Below are 22,996 nucleotides of genomic sequence, written 5' to 3' on the forward strand. Positions count from 1 at the left end.
GGCGATTTGCTTGTCATTCAAAGTGACGTTCATCGGCGCGGGCAGCATCGGATTTACGCGCAGTCTGCTGCGGGATCTGCTGTCGGTGCCGGAATTCCGGAACATCCGCGTTGCGTTTACGGACATCAGCGAACGTAACCTCGAGATGGTGCGCCAGCTTTGCCAGCGTGACATCGACGAGAACGGACTGTCGATCCGGATCGAGGCGACGACTGACCGGCGGGAAGCGCTGAAGGACGCGAAATATGTGCTGAACACGATCCGCGTCGGCGGGCTGGAAGCTTTCCAGACGGACATTGACATACCGCTCCGCTACGGCGTCGACCAGTGCGTCGGCGATACGCTGTGCGCGGGCGGCATCATGTACGGCCAGCGGGGCATCGCCGTCATGCTGGACATCTGCAAGGACATCCGCGAAGTGGCGGCGAAGGATGCGCTCCTGCTCAACTACGCGAATCCGATGGCGATGCTGACGTGGGCGTGCAACAAATACGGCGGCGTCCGTACAATCGGCCTCTGCCATGGCGTGCAGCACGGGCACAAGCAGATCGCCGATGTGTTCGGTCTGAAGAAAGAGGAAGTCGACATCATCTGCGCCGGCATCAATCATCAAACGTGGTACATCCAGATTCGGCACAAGGGCCGCGATCTGACGGGCGAGCTGCTCGAGGCGTTCGAGCGCCATCCGGTATACAGCCGGACCGAGAAGGTGCGGATCGACATGCTGCGCCGGTTCGGCTACTACAGCACGGAGTCGAACGGTCACCTGAGCGAGTATGTACCGTGGTACCGGAAGCGCCCCGAAGAGATCCGCGACTGGATCGATCTCGGGAGCTGGATCAACGGCGAGACGGGCGGCTACCTGCGCGTCTGCACCGAAGGCCGGAACTGGTTCGAGACGGACTTCCCGAACTGGCTGAAGGAGCCGCCGCTCAAGTTCCGTCCGGAAGACCGGGGCTACGAGCACGGCTCGTTCATCATCGAGAGCCTGGAGACGGGCCGCGTCTATCGCGGACATTTCAACGTCGTGAATGGCGGCGTCATCTCGAACCTGCCGGACGACGCGATCGTGGAAGTGCCGGGCTATGTGGACGCGAACGGCATCTCCATTCCGCATATCGGCGATTTGCCGCTCGGCCCGGCCGCCGTCTGCAATGCCAGCATCAGCGTGCAGCGGCTCGCCGTCGAAGCGGCGGTGCGCGGCGACGACTTCCTGCTGCGCCAGGCGTTCATGATGGACCCGCTCGTCGGCGCGGTGTGCAATCCGAAGGAAATCTGGCAGATGGTCGACGAGATGCTTGTCGCACAGGAGCAATGGCTGCCGCAATACAAGGAGGCGATTGCGGCGGCGAAAGCGCGGCTCGAAGCCGGTCGGGCGGCGGGCACGCTCATTCCGACGCGCGACTATCAAGGCGCGGCGCGGCTTAAAGTGAAGACGGTCGAAGAGATGGAGCGCGACCGCGAAGAGGCGACGAAGAACGCGGCCGCGGCGGACAAGGGGCAGGACCGCGAGAAGGCGAAGCACTAGAAGCTGTGGCCGATGCCGAACTCGTCGGACGGCGCGCCGGTTGCGCCGCGCTGCCGGTACTCCATCGGCGTGCAGCCGAACCGCTGCTTGAACACCGTGTTGAAGTAGCTCATATTGTTGAACCCGACTTCATAAGCGATGTTCATGATCTTCTTGTCGGTGGAGCGGAGCAGGATCGCGGCCTGCCGGACGCGGTACAGGTTGATGTACTCCACCGGGGTCGCCGCCGTGATCCGCTTGAAGAAGCGGCAGAAGTATGCTTCGCTCATCGACACGGTCGAGGCGAGCTCGCGAAGCCGGATCGGCTCGGCATAATGGCGCTCGATATATTCGAGCGCCTCTTTGATGCGCTCCGTCTGCTGGTCTGCGCCCGCGCGGCGCGCCTGCTCCGTGCGTGAAGCCATCCTTAGCAGGAGCGCCATGCAAGTCTGGAGCATGCCGCGGACGGCCAGCTCGTACCCGTGCGGTCTCGCCCGGTCAATTTCAAACAATTGCTTCAAGATATCCAGCAAGGCGGCGCTGTCCCCGTTCATCCGGTCGAGATGGACGGGGACTTCGTATTGCCGTTCCAGCAGCGGGCGGATATACCGCTGGTGGATGAGATCGGGGGCGCTGCCCGACAGCAGATCCGCATGGAACACGGCGGCGGAGAAGGAACAGCCCTCCTCGCCGGCCACCGAGCCGGAGTGCAATTCGCCGCTGCCGACGAAGATCGCTTCACCGGCTGACACCGCATAGTCCTTCGTCCCCACGCGAAGGTTCGCCCGGCCTTCCGTTACCATGAAAAATTCCAGCTCGTCGTGCCAATGCAGATCAAGCAGCGGCTGATCCGGCGGACAATGGAAATGATACATCCTGACCGGAAAAGCGGGGCTGCCGTGCCGGCGGGCTTCCTTCAGCAGCGCTTTGTTCATCGGGATGGTCCTCCTTGGGACGTTCCGGAGCAAATTAGTCAAAATCCTGATATAATCAGACAAAAATCAGGGATGAAGGCGTTGTCAGACGACAATATCATTATAGGCAGAGCAAGGGAGGGATCGCAAATGAAGTTTACCGACGGTTATTGGATGGTGCGCAAAGGCGTCGAAATTCAATATCCGACCGAAGTGCGCGACGTGGTGGTCCATGACGGCGCCGTGTCCGTGTACAATGCGACCAAGCTCGTCCGCACCAAAGGCGACACGCTGAACGCTGCGCTGCTCACGTGCGAAATCAGCTCGCCGCTGCCGGACGTTCTTCGCGTGAAGTGGTACCATCATGCGGGATTGCGGGAGAAGGGGCCTCGTTTCACCATCAACGCGGATGTGAACCACAAGGCGGAGATCGAGCGGCACGAAGATCATGTAACGGTCAGAAGCGGCCGCCTGACGGCGCGGATCAAGCAGCCGGCCTGGGGATTGGAGTTTTTCTACGACGATCGCCGCATCACCGGCACAGGCGTAAAAGGAGCGGGCTATATCCTGGATCACGGCAAACCGTACTTCCGCGAAATGCTCGATCTCGGCGTCGGCGAACTGGTTTACGGTCTCGGCGAACGGTTCACCCCGTTTCTCAAGAACGGACAAGTCGTCGACATCTGGAACGAGGACGGCGGCACGGCCAGCGAGCAGGCGTACAAGAACGTGCCGTTCTATCTGTCGAGCGGCGGCTACGGCGTGTTCGTGAACCATCCGGAGCGCGTCTCTTTCGAGATCGCGTCCGAAATCGTCTCGAAGGTCGGCTTCAGTGTCGAAGGCGAATCGCTCGAGTATTTCATCGTGGGCGGCGAGACGCTGAAGGATGTGCTCGACAACTATACGAAGCTGACCGGCAGACCGGCGCTGCCGCCGGCGTGGTCGTTCGGGCTGTGGCTGACGACGTCGTTCACGACGGATTACGACGAGGCGACGTGCAAGAGTTTCATCGACGGCATGGCCGACCGGAACATTCCGCTGCATGTTTTCCACTTCGACTGTTTCTGGATGAAGGAATACCAATGGTGCGATTTCGAGTGGGATCCCGCCATGTTTCCCGATCCGGAAGGGATGTTGAAGCGGCTCAAGGCGCGCGGCCTCCACATCTGCGTCTGGATCAACCCGTACATCGCGCAGAAGTCGCCGCTGTTCAAGGAAGGGATGGAGCGCGGCTACCTCGTCAAGCGGCCGAACGGCGACGTCTGGCAATGGGATATGTGGCAGGCGGGCATGGGGCTTGTCGACTTTACCAACCCGGATGCGGTGCGCTGGTATCAGAGCAAGCTGAGACGGCTGCTCGACATGGGCGTGGACTGCTTCAAGACGGACTTCGGCGAGCGGATTCCGACCGACGTCGTCTGGTTCGACGGCTCCGATCCGCAGAAAATGCACAACTACTACACGCATCTCTACAACAAAGCGGTATTCGAGTTGCTCGAGGAATACCGGGGCAAGGGCGAAGCGATGCTGTTCGCCCGCTCGGCGACGGCCGGCGGACAGATGTATCCGGTCCACTGGGGCGGCGACTGCTCGGCGAACTACGATTCGATGGCCGAGACGCTGCGCGGCGGCCTGTCGCTCGGCCTCAGCGGCTTCGGATTCTGGAGCCACGACATCAGCGGTTTCGAGCGGACGGCACCCGCCGACATTTACAAGCGCTGGGTCGCCTTCGGGCTGCTCTCCTCGCACAGCCGCCTGCACGGCAACGAATCGTACCGCGTCCCGTGGCTGTTCGACGAGGAGTCGGTCGACGTGCTCCGTTTCTTCACCGAGCTGAAATGTTCGCTCATGCCGCATCTTTTCACCTATGCGGTCGAAGCGAAGGAGCGCGGCCTGCCGATGATGCGCGCGATGGTGCTCGAGTTCCCGGACGATCCGACTTGCCACTATCTCGACCGGCAATACATGTTCGGGGAGCGGCTGCTCGTAGCGCCGATCTTCAATGACCGGGGCGAAGTGCTGTACTATGTGCCGGAAGGGCGCTGGACGAATCTGTTGACCGGCGAGACGGTCACCGGCGGCAAATGGTACCGCGAGAAGCACGGCTACATGTCGCTTCCGCTGCTCGTCCGTCCGAACTCGTTGATTGCCATCGGCGCGAACAACCAGCGGCCGGACTACGATTATGCGGACAACGTGACGTTCCATCTGTTCGAGCTGGAAGACGGTCAGACGGCCAAAGCGGTCGTTCACGATCTGCAAGGCCGTCCGGTTCTGACCGTCAGCGCATCCCGCACCGGCGGCAACATCGAAATTGCAGCGGATGGCGCCGTAAAACCGTGGCACGTCGTGCTGCGCGGCATCCAAGGTACGCCGTCGGTTGAAGGCGCATCGGCGGAAGCGACGCCTCAAGGGATAAAGCTGTCACCGGCTGCCGGCGCGTCCCGCGTCAGAGTTGAAATCCAGCATTGATGTGCTGATGACATTCAAACCCGCGCCAGCATGAACACATGAAGGCGCGGGTTTTTGTTGTCTGTGTGATTGGGACGTTCGACCATTGCTCGGGGACAGTGCAAACACATATCGGGAAAACCCGGGTGGGCAGGCGGATTCTGCTTTGAATGCCGAGCGTTAGTGTAAAATCTTCGTGGGTGTAGGAATTGGAAAAAGCGGACATAGAAAAAGAGCTTCTCCCTTGGTAAAGTGATGTTTGCGCACAACACACCAAGAAGGAGGAAGCTCCTGTGAGCAACATTACCACAACAATGCCGACAATGAAAGAGATTGAGCAATGGATATTTCGGAAAATGCAGGAGGAATTCGCTCGTGCGATGAAGCAGGTGCTGGAGGCGCTGGATCAGCAGATCCTGGAGCAACGGGACCGAGAGCGTTATCGAGTAAAGGACGAGCGTGAAACAAGCGTCAACACAGTGTTCGGGAATGTGCGCTTTAAGCGGAGATTGTACTGTGACCGTAGAAGCGGCAAACACGTGTATCTGCTGGATCAGCTGTTGCAATTCGAAGGGCGCGGGAAAGTCAGTCCGCATTTGGAAGAGACAGCCATCGCATTCGCCAGCCAAGGACCGTCGTACCGGGACAGCGCTAAGCGGCTGGAGCAGCTCCTGGGATACAATGTGCTGAGCCACCAAGCGATCAGGGAAAAACTGATTGAGCGTGCGGAACAGCCGATGTCTGAGGTGAAGCGACGCCCAGCGCGAGTATTGTTCGTGGAAGTGGATGGGCTATACACGAAGCTGCAGCGGAGCAAGAAGCGTGGGATGGAGAACGCAATCGCTGTCGTACACGAAGGCTGGGAGAAGAGCGGCAAGCGAGTGCGGCTGAAGAATAAACAGCATTACCTGCATACGAGCGGCGGCAACTTCTGGGAAGGGTTCGGGGACTTTCTGGTGGAGCGTTACGAAATCGACGAGAACACGTGGCTTGTGGTGAACGGAGACGGCGCGGGGTGGATCGGGGAATGTACATCCTACTTTCACCAATGCCTGTACATGCTGGACCGCTTTCATGTGGCGCGTGATTTGAAACGTTTTGTCGGACATTTACCGAAGGTGTGGGAGACCGTGAGACGGTCGCTGGCCAAACAGGACGCAGCCGCGCTTATGGCGGCCTTGGCAGGCGTGTCGGAGCAAGAGATCGCGGAAGAAAACCGGAAGGATTGGAAGCTGTATAAAAGCTATCTGAAGCGGCACGAGAAGCATTTGGACGACTACCGAAAAATACTCCAAGCGGAAGGAATCGACACAAACGGTATGCGCCCGATGGGAAGCGCGGAATCGCAGATGCGTGTGTTCGCCAAGCGGACGAAGCGCGGCGGGTACAGTTGGAGTGAGCGAGGCGTCAGAGCGATGCTGAGGACGATGATGAGGATGAAAGAAGTCGTCAGGATTGAAAGAACGATTAAAGGGTATGCGGGTAAGCAGGCAACGTCACAGCAGCACATAAACATGCGGCAATTGCTCAAGAACGCGACGCAACCGGTTAAGGGTTGTATTACGGGAATGATTCGCTTACTGCAAGGACCAAAGCAAAGCAGCACAACAGGGATGGCGCTAAAAGCTCTTCGCGGATAACAGTAAAAAAATTCAAACAAATTACATTTATTGAACAAAAAAACAAAGCAAAGCGCTTACAAGGCAGAGGTTCTTTCAGGGGTCCGCGTTCCAAGACCTTAGATAACTGCCCACGCTAGCTTGACACTGACCATTCCATCCGCGGATCTTGCCTGTTACCCGCTGGCTGTGCTACGCTTACTTTGCTGGTATTGCTTCCTGGAGAATGGTTTTCTCCAGGGATGGTTGGCAGCGGGCTTGCGAGGGGACGCAGGCACCGCTTCTTTTTTGGCCATTGTTGGCGCCGGGGTCTGTGAGGCCTGCGTCTCCACACAAGGCCAGGCCCGCCCTTGATCCCACAGCCACACTTGTCCATCCATGCCGACACGCACTTCGACGACGCTCTTTGCTTCCCAGCGCGGAACACCGGGGACGGGCTTTGGCATGTAGCATTTCCCTTTCCAGGAGAACGTCTGCCCGCCGCTGATTCGCCGGTATTGCCGCCGGGCGAAGATGTGCTCCAGGGGTGTTTCGGGCAGCGGACGGTAGGCCGGTTCGGCATTTTGTGGTGCGACCTAAGTTCGATCACCAGGCGGTCCTGGAACGTTTGCCAGAGCCGTTCGATCCGTCCTTTGGCCTGAGGAGACAGCGCCTCGATATGGGTAATGCCCAGATCGGCGAGGGCCTGCCCGAAGGTGGAAAGCGACGGCGGCTCACCGGCCAATTCCTGCTCGAGGGTCGGCTTGCCCTTGGGCGGGTGAAAAATGGAGTGTTGGTCGCTGTAGAGCGCAAGCGGTACGCCTTTGCGCCTAAGCCCCTCGATCATGACGGTCACGTAGCCCTCCAGTGTTTCGGTCGGGCGGAAGGTGGCCGCGATGACTTCCCCGGTGGCGTCATCGATGATGCCGTGCAGGGTGAGCATGGGACCGCGATCCTCCAGCCAGGCATAGGGAGAAGCATCGATCTGCCACAGCATGCCCGCCTGAGGTTTGCGGGGCCGGGGTCGGTGAGCCTTCGGACGACGGCGCAGCCGCGCGGGACGCAACCCGCCTTCCAGCAGAATGCGGCGGACCGAAGAGACGCTTAAATGGATGTTTTCGTGTTCGGCCAACAGCTCGGCAAAGTGGGTGGCATTGCTTCCGAAGTAGCGCTCCTGATACAAGAGCATAACGCGTTGTTTAAGCGAATCGGCCAAGGTATGAGCGGGCTTACGGCCCCGATTCCCATGAGCGATGGCTTGTGCACCTCCGTGACGATATTTGGCCTTGAGCCGATACGCTTGCCGAATACTGATGCCAAGAATGCGCGCGACATCCTGTTCCGCGAGACGGCCATCGATCCATTTTTCAAGAACCATAACGCGTTTCAGTTCACTCTTCGTCAAGGTGATCTGCTCCTTGCTCATACTGACATTTTCTCGGATCAGTTACACCCTGACAATATCACAGAACAACAACACATAATCCTAAATTTCGAAAGCCCGTAATATCAAACGCTGTATATAGTGGAACTGCCAAACTAGCTGTAAGAATGTGGCGATTTCCCAGTTCGTTCGGTTCAAGTCAACATTATGTGGATACACTTTCCCCCTCCCCAATGAAGAGGCTGCGATTTCTTCCATGTTAAATTTAGGGGTTTTCATTCCAAAAGTGCGATCCTGGCTTCTATTCGTTGCCATGCATACCGGTTTGCAAAGTCTTTCGCCAGCTTGAGAATGATGTTGCGGCTATGCCGAATAATCGTTGCTGCGCAATGGAAGAACTCTAATCGGAACCGTGCGATTGTGTAACCTTGATGTACCGGTTCGCAGCAGCTTCGCTTGAATCGCTCGAACAAATTGTAGGCGAGTAATTTGATCAACAAGTCGAGTTCATTCGCCTCAAATTCGCTCGTCGCAATTCTATCAATGGAGAAGCCGTTCTTCGCTTCCTTGATATAGTTCTCCATGCAACAGCGTTGGTTGTAGAAGCGCCACAGATCAAGCGGCTCCCATTCGAGATTGGTGACGATCGCTTCGTATTGCCAATCCGAATCGAACACCATGCGGGTCTGGCCTTCATCCGACGACTGTGTGCCTTGCGAACAATCGCTACGCGGCGCGCCTTCTCCCAAGATGTCGCTTTGTAGATGATCGTAATCCCTTCGATGATCCAGTCTTCATCGACGAATCGTTTCCAGTACCGGCAGGCTGCGACTTGTTCTGCAAGGCGCTTTGTCCATTTCAACTTTCCGACGTAACCGATTCCTTTGCCTTCCCACAGGCCGTAGAAATCTTCACCGCCGAAGCCCTTATCGAACCTCGCGTACTTCACCGGATGCTCCCTCAGCAGTTCGAAGGTTTGGTGAAGAAAAGCTGACGCATCCGTGGAGGAGTGCGTATTGCCCGAACGTAGAACGGCATTCAAACATAGACGAGACTGTCCTTCGAAGGCCAGCAAAGGATGATAACTCTTACGGCCGGGCTTATGCGGGTTCGTGCCTTTAGCCGCTCCGCCCTGATCGCCATATACGGTTTCAACGGTGGAGTCAAGGTCCAGAATGAGAGCCTCTGGTAAACAAGGTCCAATGATTTCCTGATTGAGCGACCGCAGCTCAGTCAACAAGTTCGGGTGCGATTTGCTAAGACGCGACAACTCTTTGTATAACAGCGAATGGTGCGGACAGCGTCCACCGAGAAACCGCTTTAGAAGCGAGTCTTGCTGTAGCTTGCGGAAATGGAAGAGGCGTTCGCAGCCGAGCATCCAGCCGACGACGAGATAAAGCAGAATACGGTAGACGGGGAACAGCGAGTTGTTTGCTTTCATGCATGACAGCCTTTGTAAAGCAGCGGCAAACTTGATTTTTTCGAGGTATTCCAGGAAGATTTTGATGCCGCCGAAATTGGTCGCGTTCTGTAGGGAAAATTCGGTCTTGATTTTGCTGATGGGTGTGGTAGACTTCACCTAAAAGGTGCTCCTCTCTTTGGGTGTAGTGTTCTCGATAAACACCATTCTACCAAAGATTTGGGCACTTTTTTATGTTTTCATAGGATCGCACTTTCGAAATTCAGGATAATAGTAATTTTCTCTGACTTTTAAACTTCGGTAAGCGTCAAACCTTTCCCACCTTCAACACCCTGCAACATCCATGCAAAATGAAGGCAATCCACTGAACAGGAGGTTGCCTAGCCATGACTTCCCGAGAACAACGCCGTCAATTCTGGGCCGCGCGCATTGCCGACTATCGCGCCAGCGGCATGACCATGTCCGCCTGGTGCGCCGCCAATCATTGCACCCTCGATCAACTGAAGTACTGGCTCTACAAGGCGAAAAAGTTGCCGCCCTCTCCTTCTTCGCCATCCCCCAACCGCTGGGTGCCGCTTACAGTTGCCGACGGCCATCCGAAATCTGACGTCTCGTCCTTTCTGGCGGTTTGCGTTGGAAAAGCGCGGATCGAACTTCATGCCGGCTTCGACCCCGGTCTGCTCCGCGAAGTCGTTCGTGCGTTGGGTGAAGCATCATGCTGACGCTAGCCGGAGTCCAGCGCGTTTACCTGGCCCTTGGACCAACCGACCTGCGCAAGTCCATCGACTCTTTGGCCGCGCTCGTTCAGGAAAGCTTCGGCCTTGACCCGTTCTCGCCATGCCTGTTCGTGTTTTGCAACCGCGAGCGTAACAAGCTCAAGATCTTGTACTGGGAACACAACGGATTCTGGCTGTTCTACCGCCGTCTCGAACGCGGGACGTTCAAGTGGCCAAGCGGCCATGAAGCAACGGTCACCGTCACCAGCCGCCAGCTTCGCTGGTTGCTCGACGGACTGGAGCTGAGTCAGCGGCAGGCACATCCGAAAGTGATGGCCGAAACCGTCATTTAATGCAAACGTTCACCGTTTCGCCGCATCTTGCAGCAGGCATCGAGGCCGGCTCGTCGAAATGCTAACGCATGGAAAATCGAGCGGATCATCCCACCCTTACCATCGAAGAATATGCGACACAGCTTGCCAGGCTGGAGCAGCAAGTGGCCGAACTTTCGGCCAAACTTAAATGGTACGAAGAACAGTTCCGGTTGGCGCAGAAGAAGCGCTTTGGCGCCTCAAGCGAAAAGACGCATCCGGATCAGTGTAACCGCTAAAATAAAATTAACAAGAAACACGAAATAATCTTGAACACGAATTCCCTGATTCTCCCTCACCCGATATAATCAAGCTGGAAATTCATCAGTGTAGGGTGAGGAGAATGAAATCTGCGGAAAGGTGGCCTATGTACATTGAAATCTATCAACTGAAACAGTTGGGGCTCAATGTTTCACAGATAGCCCGCAAACTGAACATTTCTCGAAACACCGTGTACAAATATCTGAACATGTCGCCGGAAGAAATGCAGGCATTCATCGAATCGGTGAAGACGCGGCGAAAGAAGCTGGATCCGTTTGAATCCCAAGTTCTTCAATGGTTGCGGGAATATCCGGACCTATCGGCCGCTCAGATTCATGACTGGTTGAAGGAACGGCGCTTGGATGCCAACGTCTGCGAGAGCACCGTTCGGCACTTCGTCCGGCACTTGCGTGAGCGGCATGGTATCCCGAAAAGCAAACCGATGCGCCAGTACGAAGCGGTGGAAGACCCGCCCATGGGACAGCAGATGCAAGTTGACTTCGGCGAAACGAGAACGCACGATCTTCATCAGCATCCCGTACGGTTATGGTGCATCACGTTTGTCCTGTCCCATTCCCGGTACAAATACGTGGAATGGCAGGATCGACCGTTTACCACGGCGGATGTGATCCGCTGCCACGAGAACGCCTTTGAATTTTTCGGCGGCATGACTCGCGAGATCGTCTATGACCAGGATCATCTTCTGCTTGTAAGCGAAAACCACGGCGATCTGATTCTGACGGCCGAATTTGCCGCCTACGTCCGGCAGCGCAGATTTCAGATTCGCATGTGCCGCAAGCAAGATCCGGAAAGCAAGGGGCGGGTGGAAAACGTCGTCGGTTTCGTCAAACGCAACTTTGCGCGCCATCGGACGTTTACCCACATCGACCGGTGGAACGAAGACTGTTTGGCTTGGTTGAACCGAACCGGAAACGGGCGGATGCATCACACGACCAAAAAAATACCGGCGGACGTGTTCGCCGAAGAGCGGCGCCATCTCCTGCCGGTTCCCGAAAAAATACAAACCAATTCTGCACCCAGTATAACAAGACGGGTGCGAAAAGACAATACGATTGTCTTTCAGGGGAACCGGTACTCGCTGCCGCTTGGCACCTACACCGGCACGGACACGTCTGTGGAGATTCGCGTGACGCCGGACAAGCAGTTGGTGGCGTTCGATCCGGCAACCGGCGAGGAACTGGCCCGCCATCCGCTGCATGCGGGTAAAGGCAAACTCATCAAAAACACCAACCATGCCCGGGATCGTTCCAAAGGGATTGGCGCCTATATGGAACACGTGGCCGCCCGCTTTCCAGAACCGGCGCAAGCCCGATCCTATCTGGCGGTCATCCGGGAACAAAAACCGCGTTACATTCGGGACCAGTTGCAATGGATCGATCGACACGCCAAAGACGCGGATCCGGATGTGCTGGCGCAAGCGTTGGCCTATTGTCTGAAACATCGACTCTACCAGGCCACGGATTTCGTGGATGCCCTGCACTATTACGCGGCTCTGAAATCGGCCGCGGCACCAGCCGTTCCGACCGATGTCCGGTTGCTCAGCGAGCCGGAACGGCAGAAACTGAAGATGAAGCCGCAAGTTCGCCCGTTTGACGTATATCAAGCCATCCTGGAGGGAGCCCGATGAGTGAAGCGACGATGGAACTGAAGTCCGTATTCAGCGCGCTGCAGTTAACCGCCGCCGCTGGGGCGCTGGACGAACTCCTGATGGAAGCCGAAACCAGGCAGTGGAGTTACCGCCAGTGTTTGCAGCGCGTGCTTTCGTACGAGTTGAAAAAACGGGAAGAAAAGCAGTTTGCCCGTCGGTACAAACGCGCCGCGTTCCCGGAACTGAAAACGTTGGACGAATTTCGGGTCGACGAACAACCGTCCCTGGGACAACGTCAGTTGCAGCAACTTCGGGAACTGATGTGGCTGGAGCAGCATTATAACTTGCTCTTTCTGGGCCCGCCCGGCGTCGGGAAGACGCATCTGGCGATTGGACTGGGCGTCGAGGCATTGAATCAAGGATATAGCGTCAGTTTCGTCACGATGGATCAGTTGTTGCATCTCTTGAAGACGCAAGAGATTTCCCGAAACGCCCAGCTGCGGGTGAATCGGATCATCCGTTCCGATCTGGTGATTCTGGACGATCTGATGTTCATGGCGCTGGATCGGCAGGAGGCTCACTTGTTCTTTCAGTTGATCAACAAACTGTATGGGCAGGCCTCCATCATCCTGACATCCAACAAAGGACCGGAAGATTGGGGAGAACTGCTCGGGGATCCGGCCGTCACAACCGCCATTCTGGACCGGATCCTGCATCGAAGCGAGGTGATTCACCTGACAGGAGACAGCTACCGGCTCAAGCACCGCCAAACCATATTTGGAAATTTCTAGTTGTTGAAAATAAATTCGCGAAATTTGTTCAAAGGTACTTGACGGTTACAATCAGTTGGCATTCGATCTGTTCAACGAAGCGGAAGTGCTTGCCACGCCCGAAGGCGAGGAGCCGCCGACGGAGAAGATCACGTACGAGCGCCGCAAGCCAACCGGCAAGCGCGAAACCAGGCTGGATCAACTGCCAATCGAGACGGTAACGTATGAGCTTGGCGAGGACGAGCGGGTCTGCTCGTGCTGCGGCGGTACGCTTCATGAGATGAGCACCGAAACGCGCAACGAAATCGAGATCATCCCGGCACAGGCAAAAGTGGTGCGGCATGTGCGCAAGGTGTATGCCTGCCGTCGCTGCGAGCGCGAGGAGATCCGCACGCCGATCGTGACCGCTCCGATGCCGAAACCCGTCTATCCGGGCAGCCTCGCTTCTCCTTCGAGTATGGCATATGTCATGACGCAGAAGTACGTGGATAGCCAGCCGCTGTACCGGCAGGAGCAGCAGTTTGCCCGTCTGGGGCTTTCGATCTCGCGGCAGACGCTGGCGAACTGGATGATGTACGGCGCCAAGTGGCTGTCGCCGCTTGTGGACCGCATGCGCGAGCATTTGCTGAAGCAGGACATTCTGCATGCGGACGAGACGACGCTGCAGGTGCTGCGCGAGCCGGGCAAACCGGCCGAGTCGCAGTCGTATCTGTGGCTGTATCGGACCGGGCGAACGGGTCCGCCGATCGTCCTGTACGACTACAAGCCGACGCGAAACGGGGCGCATCCGCGAGAGTTTCTTTCGGGATTCAAGGGCTACCTGCACGTCGACGGGTATTCCGGCTATCACAAGGTGCAAGGCGTCACGCTCGTCGGATGTTGGGCCCATGCGCGCCGCAAGTTCGACGAGGCGCTGAAGGCATTGCCCGCCGGACAATCGAAAACCGAAACGGCGGCCCATCAGGGACTTGCGTTCTGCAATGAGCTCTTTGCAATTGAGCGGGAGCTGAAGGACGCGTCGCCGGAAGAACGCCAAGCCGTCCGAATGGAGCGAAGCAAGCCCATTCTGGAGGCTTATTTGGCATGGCTTCAAAAGCAGCGGTCCCGTACGCTGCCGAAAAGTCTGCTGGGACAGGCGATTGCATATAGCCTGAACCAGTGGGACAAGCTGACGGCCTTCCTGAAAGACGGACGTCTGGAGCTTGACAACAACCGCAGCGAGCGGTCGATCAAGCCGTTCGTGATTGGACGTAAGAACTGGCTGTTCGCCAATACGCCTCGCGGCGCAAAGGCCAGCGCGACGATCTACAGCGTGATTGAAACGGCGAATGAGAACGGGCTGAACCCGTTCCAATACTTGAAGTATCTGTTTGAGCAACTACCGCAGCTTGAGAATCCGAAAGATCCGGAGGCACTGGACCGGCTTTTGCCCTGGTCGTCATCCTTGCCGCTGACTTGCCGAGCGCCTCAATCATAATCCAATGTATCATAGCCCTCATCTGATTGACAGGTGGGGGCTATTTGACGCTTACAAACTTCGCTCGATTAATATTAGGAAAATTAGGAAACAAGGAAGGAGTTGACTGGGAATGAAACCTGCTATTTTTCCATTTGGATATGAACAAAATCAACAGTGGGGCCTTCATGAAGGCAGCCATTTGTTTGCTGATGCCCAAATTCCTCATTCCCAGCAAACTCTTGTTATAGGCATTTCCGACCGAACGCGCATATAGCGTACTTCGGAGTTGCTATATCCATTGACGGATAACACAAGACCACTGCTGGACAGTGGTCTCAGACTGTCGAGAAAGTCTCGGCAGTCTTTCTTTATGTTCAAATTATTTAACACGACACCGCGTTAATGTGATATAATGTGATTGTTAGAAATCACAGAAAGCGCGGTGTTCTTCATGCTTCATACCCATCAGCCAGACCCTCAATTGGATTATGAGCTGGTCTGCATTGAGCACATGGTTCCCGAAGATCATCTTCTCCGGATCATCGCCCGGCATATCGACTTCTCGTTCATTACCGAAAAAGTGCGTCCATATTACAGTGAAACGCACGGTCGCCCCTCCATCGATCCCGTCATGCTCTTTAAAATGCTGTTCATTGGCTACTTGTATGGGATACGCTCGGAGCGTCAACTGGAGCAGGAAATCAATATGAATATCGCTTACCGTTGGTTTCTGGGGCTTGGCTTGTCCAAAAAAGCACCCGACCACACGACCATTAGCTGGAATCGTCGATATCGCTTCAAGGGTACGACCGTGTTTCAGGATATTTTCGATGAGATCGTTCGTTTGGCGATCCGCCACCGGATGGTCGGCGGTCGGGTGCTCATCACGGACTCCACCCATTTGAAGGCCAACGCGAATAAGCGGAAATACACCGTTCAAGTTGTGGAACGTACACCGCAGGAGTACCTCCATGAATTGGAACAGGCCATTGAGGAGGACCGGCGACAACAGGGAAAAAAGCCGCTGAAAGACCGTGAGGAGGTGATCGAGACAAGAGAAATCAAGGTCAGCACGACCGACCCGGACAGCGGCTATATGGTTCGTGACGGCAAACCGGAAGGGTTCTTCTATTTGGACCATCGTACGGTCGATCACAAGTTCAACATCATTACCGACGTTTACATCACGCCAGGTAATGTTCCCGACTCGGTGCCCTATATGGATCGGCTCAAACACCAAATCGAAAAGTTTGGTTTTGCTCACACACTCGAAGCAGTTGCGTTGGATGCGGGTTACTTGACGTCCTATATTTGCAAGGAACTTCATCAGATGAAGGTGTTTGCCGTCATTGGGGGACGGGCTTTTACGCCGGTCAAAGGACTCCTGAAGAAATGGCGGTTCAAGTACGACCCTGAGCGGAATGTGTATATCTGTCCGGCCAAGCACGAACTGAAGTACGCCACAACGAATCGCGAAGGATATCGGGAGTACAAATCGGATCCGAACACATGCAAAGACTGTTCCTTACTGGCCCAATGTACCCGATCCCGAAACAAGCAGAAGGTGGTCACCCGCCATGTTTGGGAAGACAGTAAGGAATGGGTACGATTTAATCGGCTGAGCAGGTCAGGGAAATATTTGTACCGACTCCGATACCAAACGATTGAGCGAAGCTTTGCGGATGCCAAAGAGCTCCACGGGCTTCGCTATTGTCGTTTGCGAGGGAGGGCAAATGTTCAAGAACAAGCCTTGCTGACGGCAACCGTACAAAACATCAAAAAGATCGCCCTCCACCTGGCCAAGAAAGCCAGTTGAAGGGCGATTCTCGTTTTTCAGGCGCATTTGCACGGTATAAGCTGGGCGACGGGTAACGTTCATTCAAATCAAAGCGCGGGGAAAGCGCTTTTCTCTTCAGTCTGAGCGTTGGCATAACGCCAACGCTCTTTTTATTGTATAATAGCAGTACGCCCCATCATCATGCCGTCGGGAGGGACAACCATGATCCAGCGCGCGTGGCGAAGTTTCGATTCCATCGCCGTTCGGCTGTTCGTGCTGTTTTTCGTCAGCATGATCGTGCCGGTTCTGATCGGCGGGTACTTGTCGTACGTCAAGTCGGCGCGCATGATCGAGGATCAGGTCAGCCGCGTGGCGGCGCTGACGATTCAACAGGCCAGCGACAAACTGAACCTCATGTTCAAGCAGCTCGACGATGTGTCCGTACTGCTCGCGAGCCGGAAAACGATCCGCGACGCCGTGGCCGGCGACCCGGCGGACGACGAGTATGAAGTCACCCGATTGAATGCGGAGGCGAAAGATTTGCTGATTTCGGCGATCGCCAATTCTCCCGAGATCGTCGACATTTTCATCCTCGACGTCAACCGGCGCAATTCGGTGCTCAGCTCGAACATGGCCGGATTCGTCGACCCGTGGGAGACGGACTGGTACAAAGCGATTCTGGCCGCGGACGGACGCGCCGTATGGTTCGGGTTGAGCAAAATCTCATACCTGAAAGGGGTCGAGACCGGGATTCCGGTGTTCGGAATGGGGCGGACGCTGAAGGACCGGGAGTCGGGGAAAGTGCTGGGTGTCATTTTCATGGAAGTCAAGGGCAGCATGCTGACCGGCGCGATGGCCGATCTGCAGTTCGGAAAGACGGGCCACACGTTTCTCGTCAATTATGAAAACGCATTCATGTACCATCCCGATCCGTCGCGGTACGGGCACCGGTCGGATCTGCGGCTGCCGGAGCGGATGGAGGTGCAGCGCGAATCCGGGGGCGACATGCTGGTCATCCCGGGGATGCTCGATAACGGATGGCGGGTTGTCGGCGTCGTTCCCGTCCGCGAGTTGGTCGAAGGGTCGCTCCAGATCCGCAACCTGACGATCTGGATCGCGCTGTCGTCGATCGCCGTGGCGGCGGTCATGGGCGTGTACGTGGCGCACCGGATCGGCCGGCCGCTGGTGTATCTCAGCAAGTTGATGAAACGGGGCGAACAGGGAGACCTGACCGTGCGCAGCAAGTATCTCGGCCGGACGGAAATCGGACAGCTGGGCACAAGCTTCAACCACATGATCGCACGGATCGACCTCTTGATCCGCCGCATCGCGGAAGAAGAGGCCGAAAAGAAGAAGGCGGAGATTCGCGCGCTCCGGCATCAAATCAACCCTCATTTTCTGTACAATACGCTCAATTCGATCCGCTGGCTCGCCAAGCTGCAGAAAACGGACGACGTCGATCACGCGATCGCCGCGCTCGTTCATCTGCTGGAAGCCAGCCTCGAACGCAGCGGCCCGTTCATCCGGATGAGCGAGGAGTTCGAACTGCTGCGCAAGTACGTCATGATCCAGCAGTATCGGTACAGCCACCGGCTGTCGCTCGACGTCCGGTGTCCGCCCCGGCTCGAAGGGATGGTCATGCCGCGCATGCTGCTGCAGCCGCTCGTCGAAAACGCGATTTTTCACGGGATCGCCCCCAAAGACAGCGGCGGTTCAATCCGGATTCGCGTCCGGGAGGAGGGTACGGATGCGGTCATCGAAATCGAGGACGACGGCATCGGCATTCCGCCGGACAAGCTGCCGGGGCTGCTGGACGCCGGTCGGAACGCGAAGCGCCGCGGCATGACGGGGCTCGGCCTGAGTCACGTGCACCAAACGCTGCAACTGTATTACGGCCCGCCGTACGGCGTCCGGGTTCACAGCCGGGAAGGCGAAGGGACGCTGGTGGAACTGCGGCTGCCGATTCGGGAGGAGGATGCACATGTATCGGGTGCTGTTGGTCGATGACGAGGCGCTCGCCCGGGTGGGCTTGCGCTCGACGTTCGATTGGGAGGCGCATGGGTTCCGGATCGTCGGGGAGGCGTCCAACGGCAGGACCGCTCTGCCCTGGATCGAGCGGGACGAAGTCGACATCCTGATGACGGACATCGCCATGCCGGTCATGGACGGCCTGGAGCTGATGCGGTTCATTCGCCAGCGGCGTCCGCGGGTCAAGGTGATCCTGCTGAGCTGCCACAGCGACTTCGAGTACGTCCGTGAAGGCATGCGCCTCGGCGCCTCCGACTACCTGCTGAAGCCGACGCTCGGCAACGACGATCTGCGGGACATTCTCGAGAAGGTGAAGCGGCAGATCGAGGAAGAGCGCAGACGGAACGAACTGTTCGACCGGATGAAGCGGCAGGAATTGGCGGAGCATCGCCAGGAGCTGGAGAAGGCGATGATCCGCTGTCTGGCCGGCGAGCCGGTGGAAGCGGAACTCGCGGCGGCGCTGCCGTGGCTGAAGACGGGCTACCGGGTCGCGGTCGTCCTGCCCGACGGCGCGGCCAAACTATGCGCGGAGGAGGGCGGCCTGTACCTGGAGATATTGATCGAGGACGCGCAGGAGACATTCTACGAGAAAGGCGGGGACGGCCTGGCGCTGCGGGGCCGGGAAGGGCAGCTGATCGCCGTCGTGCCTGACGGCCAGGACCAACCTTCCGCATGGAACGAGCGGTTGGAACGGCTGCAGCGGACGCTGTCCGCCAAAGGCCATTCGTTCTCCATCGGCGTCAGTATGCGGCATCAAGGCTTGCCGACGTTCCGGCAGGCCTATCGCGAGGGATGGGAAGCGGCGCAGGCGCGGTTTTACCGGGGGCCGGGACGCTTGCATACGTACGAACCGTCGCCGCCGCGCACCGATCACGACGGTTCGCGCCTGTACGACGACCTGCGGCAGGCGCTGGCCGATTCGTTGAAGGACAAGGCGTCCGCCTGCCTGGCGGAGATCTGCGGCGCGTGGACGCCCGAACGTCGGACCCCTGCGCAGGTATATCGGGAGGCGCAGCAGCTGTTGTCGCTGTTTTCCGTCTCCAAAAAACGAACGAACGGCGAATTCGGCGTGTGGCTGGAGACGCTGCGCCAGCTGGAAACGGCGGACGAGGTGCGGCAGTTCGTGCGGGAGTCGTTCGACTGCCTGTGGGCGCCGGAGTGTGATGCGGACGGGAGGGACAACCGGTTTTACCGCCATATCGTCGCGCAGGCCGTGGAATACATGCAAAGCCGGTATACGGAGAAAATCGGTCTACAGGAGGTCGCCGACCACGTATGCGTCAGCAAAAACTATTTCAGCGAAATCTTCAAGCGCGTCACCGGTCAAAACTTCATCGATTACCTGATCCGCCTCCGCCTGGACCGCGCAAAGGAACTGCTGCAGACAACGCCGCTGAAAATCTACGAAGTGGCGGAATTGTCCGGGTTTAACGACGTGAAATATTTCAGCCGGCTGTTCAAAAAGGTGATGAAAATGTCCCCGGCCGAGTTTCGGGAGCATAAGTTCAAGTCCTGAATGTACTCCACCTTTTCGGAATAAAAGCGGTTACATTGGGGAATGTCGCCCGTCTACAATTGAAAGCGCAATCATTTTATCTGAAGGGGGATTGTCCAATGAAAGGTTGGATTCGGCGCACCCGCCCCGTATGGCTGGCGACGATGGCGATGGCTCTGGCGCTCGCCGGCTGCGGCGGAGGAGACGCCAAGACGGGCGGAACGGGCGGTTCGTCGCAAGGCGGACAGGGCGAGAAAGTGAAAATCAAGTGGGCGACCTGGGGGAATCCCGGCGAGTTGACGCGCTTCCAGGAATTCACCAAGGAGTTCAACGCGAAACATCCGAACATCGAGGCCGAATTGATCCCCATTCCCGGCGAATACGAACAGAAAATTTTGACCCAGTTGAGCGGCGGAACCGCCCCGGATGCGTTCTACGCGGGGGACGGCACGATCGTCAAGCTGATCGAGAACGGAACGATCGAAGAACTGACGCCGTACCTCAAGCAGTCGGACAGCAAGATCAAGGAAACGGACTTTTTCGAAGGGCTGTGGGGCGCCGCGAGGAAAGACGGCAAGATCTACGGCCTGACGGTCGACTGCAACCCGATGGTCTTTTGGTACAACAAGAAAGTGCTGAAGGATGCCGGCGTGACCGAGATGCCGGCGGACCTGTACGAGAAAGGGCAGTGGAATTGGGAGACGTTCAAGTCGATGGTGGAAAAAGTGCGGGCGACCGGCAAATACGGCTATATCCTTGGTAACTGGTGGGGGCCCTATTACAGCTGGATCACGAGCAACGGCGGCAAAATCTACGACGACGCGAATGGCGAATTCATCGCGCACAAGGACGGCAAGGCGGCCGAAGCGTTCAAGTTCCTCTACGACAACGTGCAGGCGAAAAACTTCACCTTCGCCGGTACGTTGCCGAAAGGGCAGGGCGCCGACGCGATGTTCATGTCCAACCAGGTGGCGTTCGTGACGGCGGGACGCTGGTATTTGCCGATTTTCAAGCAGAACCAGAGCCTCGAATTCGACATCGTGCCCTGGCCGACCAATACGGGCAAGAAGCTCGAGCCGGCCGGCATTCCGACGGCGTACATCGTGATGAACAAGAATACGAAGCACAAGAACGAAACGTGGCAGTTCATCTCCGAGTTCGTCTCGAAGGAAGGCCAACTGTTCCGCCTGAAAGGCGGCGGAAACGCGGTGCCTTCGATTGCCGGCGTCGACGAGGTCGTATTGGAAGGCAATATTCCGGAGCACGCGAAGTATTTCCTTGAGACGCGCCAGGTCGGCTACGCGCTCACGCCGCATGAGGCGGGCGTTCCGGGGCTGAGCAAGGTGATCACCGACGAACTGGAGGCGTTCTGGTTGAAAGGCGGCAACCCGGATTCGATCCTGCAAACGCTCGGAGAAAAAGCCAACAAGAAAATCGCGGAGTACAAAGCGGGCAAGTAGCCACGAAAGAGAGGTTGGCTTCCATGAACAGACGAACCGCTGACGCGATCTGGGGATACGTCTTCGTATCCCCCCAACTTCTCGGCCTGCTCGCCTTCTCGCTCATTCCGCTGCTGTCGACGTTCGGTCTCAGCATGATGAAGTGGGACGGGTTCGGCGCGGGACAATTTATCGGCCTGGACAACTTCATCGCCACGTTTCGCGACGAGAATTTCCGGATCGCGCTGATCAACACCGCCTACTACACGCTGCTGGTCGTTCCGGTCGGCATCTTTCTGGCCATTCTGGTCGCGGTCGCGCTGAACAAGATCCGCGGAAAGATCATTTACCGGCTGTTCTATTTCATGCCGGTCGTCACCAGCTCGATCGCGGTGTCGATCATCTGGCTGTGGCTCCTGAACGCCGACTTCGGCCTGATCAACGTCTATCTTCGCCAATGGTTCGGCATCCAGGGCCCGAACTGGCTTACCGACCAGAAGTTCGTCATTCCGTCGATCGCGATGCTCAGCGTCTGGTGGGGGCTCGGCTCGAACATGGTGCTGTTCCTGGCGGGCCTGCAGAACATCCCGTCCGTCTATTACGAGGCGGCGGAAATCGACGGGGCGAGCGGATTCCGCCGATTCTGGCACATCACGCTGCCGCTCCTGTCGCCGACCACGTTCTTCGCGACGATCATGTCGGTCATCGGATCGTTCCAGGTGTTCGACCAGTCGTTCGTCATGACCGGGGGCGGCCCCGCCAAGGCGAGCTACACGATGGTCTACCATATTTACCAGCTTGGCTTCATCGACTTCACGTTCGGCAAAAGCGCCGCCGCCGCGGTGATCCTGTTCTTCATCATCCTGGCGCTGACGCTGCTGCAGATGTACGCGTCGAAACGATGGGTCCATTATGCCAACTGACGCGGAAGGAGGTTGACGACGCATGCATAACCCGGCGATCGGTCGGACGCGGGCGCCGCTCGCGGCGGCGGGCCGCCCGCGAAAGCGGAGTCTGGCGGCGGAACTGGTGCTGCACCTGATCGTGGCGGCGGGTGCCCTGATCATGGTGGCCCCGTTCGTCTGGATGGTGCTCAGCTCGCTGAAAGATTTGTCGCAGGTGTTCCTCATTCCGCCCAAGTGGATTCCCGATCCGTGGGTGTTCGGCAATTTCAAGCGGTCGTGGGAGGCGCTGCCGTTCGACCGGGCGTACTTCAACAGCTTCTACATCAACATCATCGTCGTGACGGCCCAGCTCGTGACCTGCTCGATGGCCGCGTACGCGTTCGCCAAAGTCCGGTTCCCGCTGCGCGAACCGCTGTTCGTGCTGTTCCTCGCGACGATGATGATTCCCGGCCAGGTGACGATCATCCCGCTGTACCTCATCATGAAGCAGATCGGCTGGCTCGACAGCCATCTGGCGATCATCGTGCCGTCGGCGCTGTTCAACGCATTCGGCGTGTTCCTGCTGCGGCAGTTCATGAAGAGCGTGCCGAGCGAACTGGAAGAAGCGGCGATCGTCGACGGCGCGAACCGCTGGACGCTGTACTGGCGGATCATGCTGCCGCTCGTGCAGCCGGCGCTGGCGGCCCTCGGCATCTTCACGTTCCTCGGGATGTGGAACAACTTTTTCGGCCCGCTCATCTTTCTGAACACGCCGGAGAAGTTCACCGTGCCGCTCCTGCTCAACCTGTTCCGCGGCATGTACATCACCGACTGGACGCTGATGATGGCCGGTTCCTCGATCGCGGTCGTTCCGGTCCTGATCGTGTATCTGCTCGGCCAGCGGTACATCATC

Annotated in this window: 14 protein-coding genes and 4 pseudogenes (1 of these 18 cut by a window edge); 15 read left to right on the plus strand and 3 right to left on the minus strand. The window is 57.4% G+C overall.

The features are described from left to right. Positions 1 to 10 precede the first annotated feature (10 nt). Positions 11 to 1,528 carry an alpha-glucosidase/alpha-galactosidase gene (gene melA, locus THECO_RS07335; protein WP_015254409.1) on the plus strand — a complete coding sequence of 506 codons (1,518 nt, stop codon included), beginning with the start codon at positions 11 to 13 and terminating at the stop codon, positions 1,526 to 1,528. Here melA and THECO_RS07340 read toward each other — a convergent pair. After that, positions 1,525 to 2,442, minus strand: a complete 918-nt coding sequence (locus THECO_RS07340) for an AraC family transcriptional regulator (RefSeq protein WP_015254410.1) — start codon at positions 2,440 to 2,442, stop codon at positions 1,525 to 1,527. The genes melA and THECO_RS07340 overlap by 4 nt on opposite strands. 129 nt (positions 2,443 to 2,571) lie before the next feature. Between THECO_RS07340 and yicI the strand changes: the two genes are divergently transcribed. Together yicI and THECO_RS07350 are read left to right on the plus strand one after the other, a co-directional pair. After that, entirely contained in the window at positions 2,572 to 4,893 is a 2,322-nt protein-coding gene (gene yicI / locus THECO_RS07345) for an alpha-xylosidase (protein WP_015254411.1), read from the plus strand. Positions 4,894 to 5,165: 272 nt separating this feature from the next. Beyond that, positions 5,166 to 6,512, plus strand: coding sequence for an ISLre2 family transposase (locus tag THECO_RS07350; RefSeq protein WP_015254412.1), 1,347 nt, complete (start codon positions 5,166 to 5,168; stop codon positions 6,510 to 6,512). Positions 6,513 to 6,667: 155 nt separating this feature from the next. Here the strand turns inward: THECO_RS07350 and THECO_RS21060 are convergent. Beyond that, positions 6,668 to 7,875 (minus strand): annotated as a pseudogene (locus THECO_RS21060) (ISNCY family transposase). A gap of 254 nt (positions 7,876 to 8,129) precedes the next feature. Beyond that, positions 8,130 to 9,433 (minus strand): annotated as a pseudogene (locus THECO_RS07365) (IS1380 family transposase). Between the two features lie 227 nt (positions 9,434 to 9,660). Here THECO_RS07365 and tnpA point away from each other — a divergent pair. From tnpA to THECO_RS07425, 12 genes and pseudogenes are all read left to right on the plus strand, one after another. Beyond that, positions 9,661 to 9,996, plus strand: coding sequence for an IS66 family insertion sequence element accessory protein TnpA (gene tnpA, locus THECO_RS07370; protein WP_015254415.1), 336 nt, complete (start codon positions 9,661 to 9,663; stop codon positions 9,994 to 9,996). Then, the gene (gene tnpB / locus THECO_RS07375; protein ID WP_015254416.1) at positions 9,990 to 10,343 is read left to right on the plus strand and encodes an IS66 family insertion sequence element accessory protein TnpB; all 354 of its coding nucleotides are present in this window, start codon (positions 9,990 to 9,992) and stop codon (positions 10,341 to 10,343) included. The genes tnpA and tnpB overlap by 7 nt, the downstream gene beginning before the upstream one ends. A gap of 68 nt (positions 10,344 to 10,411) precedes the next feature. Beyond that, a pseudogene (locus tag THECO_RS07380) lies at positions 10,412 to 10,594 on the plus strand (transposase domain-containing protein); the annotation flags it as partial. Positions 10,595 to 10,728: 134 nt separating this feature from the next. Continuing rightward, positions 10,729 to 12,270 (plus strand): IS21 family transposase, encoded by a 1,542-nt coding sequence (gene istA / locus THECO_RS07385; RefSeq protein ID WP_015253855.1) that lies wholly within the window; start codon positions 10,729 to 10,731, stop codon positions 12,268 to 12,270. Continuing rightward, a complete protein-coding gene (gene istB, locus THECO_RS07390) occupies positions 12,267 to 13,022 on the plus strand; it encodes an IS21-like element helper ATPase IstB (RefSeq protein ID WP_015253556.1) in 756 nt (251 codons plus the stop codon). The genes istA and istB overlap by 4 nt, the downstream gene beginning before the upstream one ends. 64 nt (positions 13,023 to 13,086) lie before the next feature. Continuing rightward, a pseudogene (tnpC, locus tag THECO_RS07395) lies at positions 13,087 to 14,478 on the plus strand (IS66 family transposase); the annotation flags it as partial. Between the two features lie 433 nt (positions 14,479 to 14,911). Then, positions 14,912 to 16,276: an IS1182 family transposase gene (locus THECO_RS07400; protein WP_015254418.1), complete on the plus strand. Its 1,365-nt coding sequence runs from the start codon at positions 14,912 to 14,914 to the stop codon at positions 16,274 to 16,276. A 183-nt stretch (positions 16,277 to 16,459) separates the two neighbouring features. Continuing rightward, a complete protein-coding gene (locus THECO_RS07405) occupies positions 16,460 to 18,244 on the plus strand; it encodes a cache domain-containing sensor histidine kinase (RefSeq protein ID WP_015254419.1) in 1,785 nt (594 codons plus the stop codon). Continuing rightward, positions 18,219 to 19,781: a response regulator gene (locus THECO_RS07410; RefSeq protein WP_015254420.1), complete on the plus strand. Its 1,563-nt coding sequence runs from the start codon at positions 18,219 to 18,221 to the stop codon at positions 19,779 to 19,781. The genes THECO_RS07405 and THECO_RS07410 overlap by 26 nt, the downstream gene beginning before the upstream one ends. 98 nt (positions 19,782 to 19,879) lie before the next feature. Beyond that, positions 19,880 to 21,220, plus strand: a complete 1,341-nt coding sequence (locus THECO_RS07415; protein ID WP_015254421.1) for an ABC transporter substrate-binding protein — start codon at positions 19,880 to 19,882, stop codon at positions 21,218 to 21,220. Between the two features lie 23 nt (positions 21,221 to 21,243). Beyond that, entirely contained in the window at positions 21,244 to 22,122 is an 879-nt protein-coding gene (locus THECO_RS07420; RefSeq protein WP_015254422.1) for a carbohydrate ABC transporter permease, read from the plus strand. A gap of 22 nt (positions 22,123 to 22,144) precedes the next feature. Further along, positions 22,145 to 22,996, plus strand: partial view of a carbohydrate ABC transporter permease gene (locus THECO_RS07425; protein WP_015254423.1) — the 5' portion only. Its footprint extends 33 nt past the window's final position; only the first 852 of its 885 coding nucleotides appear in the window; the start codon lies at positions 22,145 to 22,147; its stop codon lies beyond the right edge, outside the window.

This window comes from Thermobacillus composti KWC4 (assembly GCF_000227705.2).
In the GTDB taxonomy this organism is placed as follows: domain Bacteria; phylum Bacillota; class Bacilli; order Paenibacillales; family Paenibacillaceae; genus Thermobacillus; species Thermobacillus xylanilyticus.

What these genes read in the sequence shown, in the direction of transcription:
- tnpB (WP_015254416.1), top strand. Translation starts at nt 9,990, where the DNA reads ATGCTGACGCTAGCCGGAGTCCAGCGCGTTTACCTGGCCCTTGGACCA.
- yicI (WP_015254411.1), top strand. Translation starts at nt 2,572, where the DNA reads ATGAAGTTTACCGACGGTTATTGGATGGTGCGCAAAGGCGTCGAAATT.
- istB (WP_015253556.1), top strand. Translation starts at nt 12,267, where the DNA reads ATGAGTGAAGCGACGATGGAACTGAAGTCCGTATTCAGCGCGCTGCAG.
- istA (WP_015253855.1), top strand. Translation starts at nt 10,729, where the DNA reads ATGTACATTGAAATCTATCAACTGAAACAGTTGGGGCTCAATGTTTCA.
- THECO_RS07420 (WP_015254422.1), top strand. Translation starts at nt 21,244, where the DNA reads ATGAACAGACGAACCGCTGACGCGATCTGGGGATACGTCTTCGTATCC.
- tnpA (WP_015254415.1), top strand. Translation starts at nt 9,661, where the DNA reads ATGACTTCCCGAGAACAACGCCGTCAATTCTGGGCCGCGCGCATTGCC.
- THECO_RS07410 (WP_015254420.1), top strand. Translation starts at nt 18,219, where the DNA reads ATGTATCGGGTGCTGTTGGTCGATGACGAGGCGCTCGCCCGGGTGGGC.
- THECO_RS07340 (WP_015254410.1), bottom strand. Translation starts at nt 2,442, where the DNA reads ATGAACAAAGCGCTGCTGAAGGAAGCCCGCCGGCACGGCAGCCCCGCT.
- THECO_RS07415 (WP_015254421.1), top strand. Translation starts at nt 19,880, where the DNA reads ATGAAAGGTTGGATTCGGCGCACCCGCCCCGTATGGCTGGCGACGATG.
- THECO_RS07405 (WP_015254419.1), top strand. Translation starts at nt 16,460, where the DNA reads ATGATCCAGCGCGCGTGGCGAAGTTTCGATTCCATCGCCGTTCGGCTG.
- THECO_RS07400 (WP_015254418.1), top strand. Translation starts at nt 14,912, where the DNA reads ATGCTTCATACCCATCAGCCAGACCCTCAATTGGATTATGAGCTGGTC.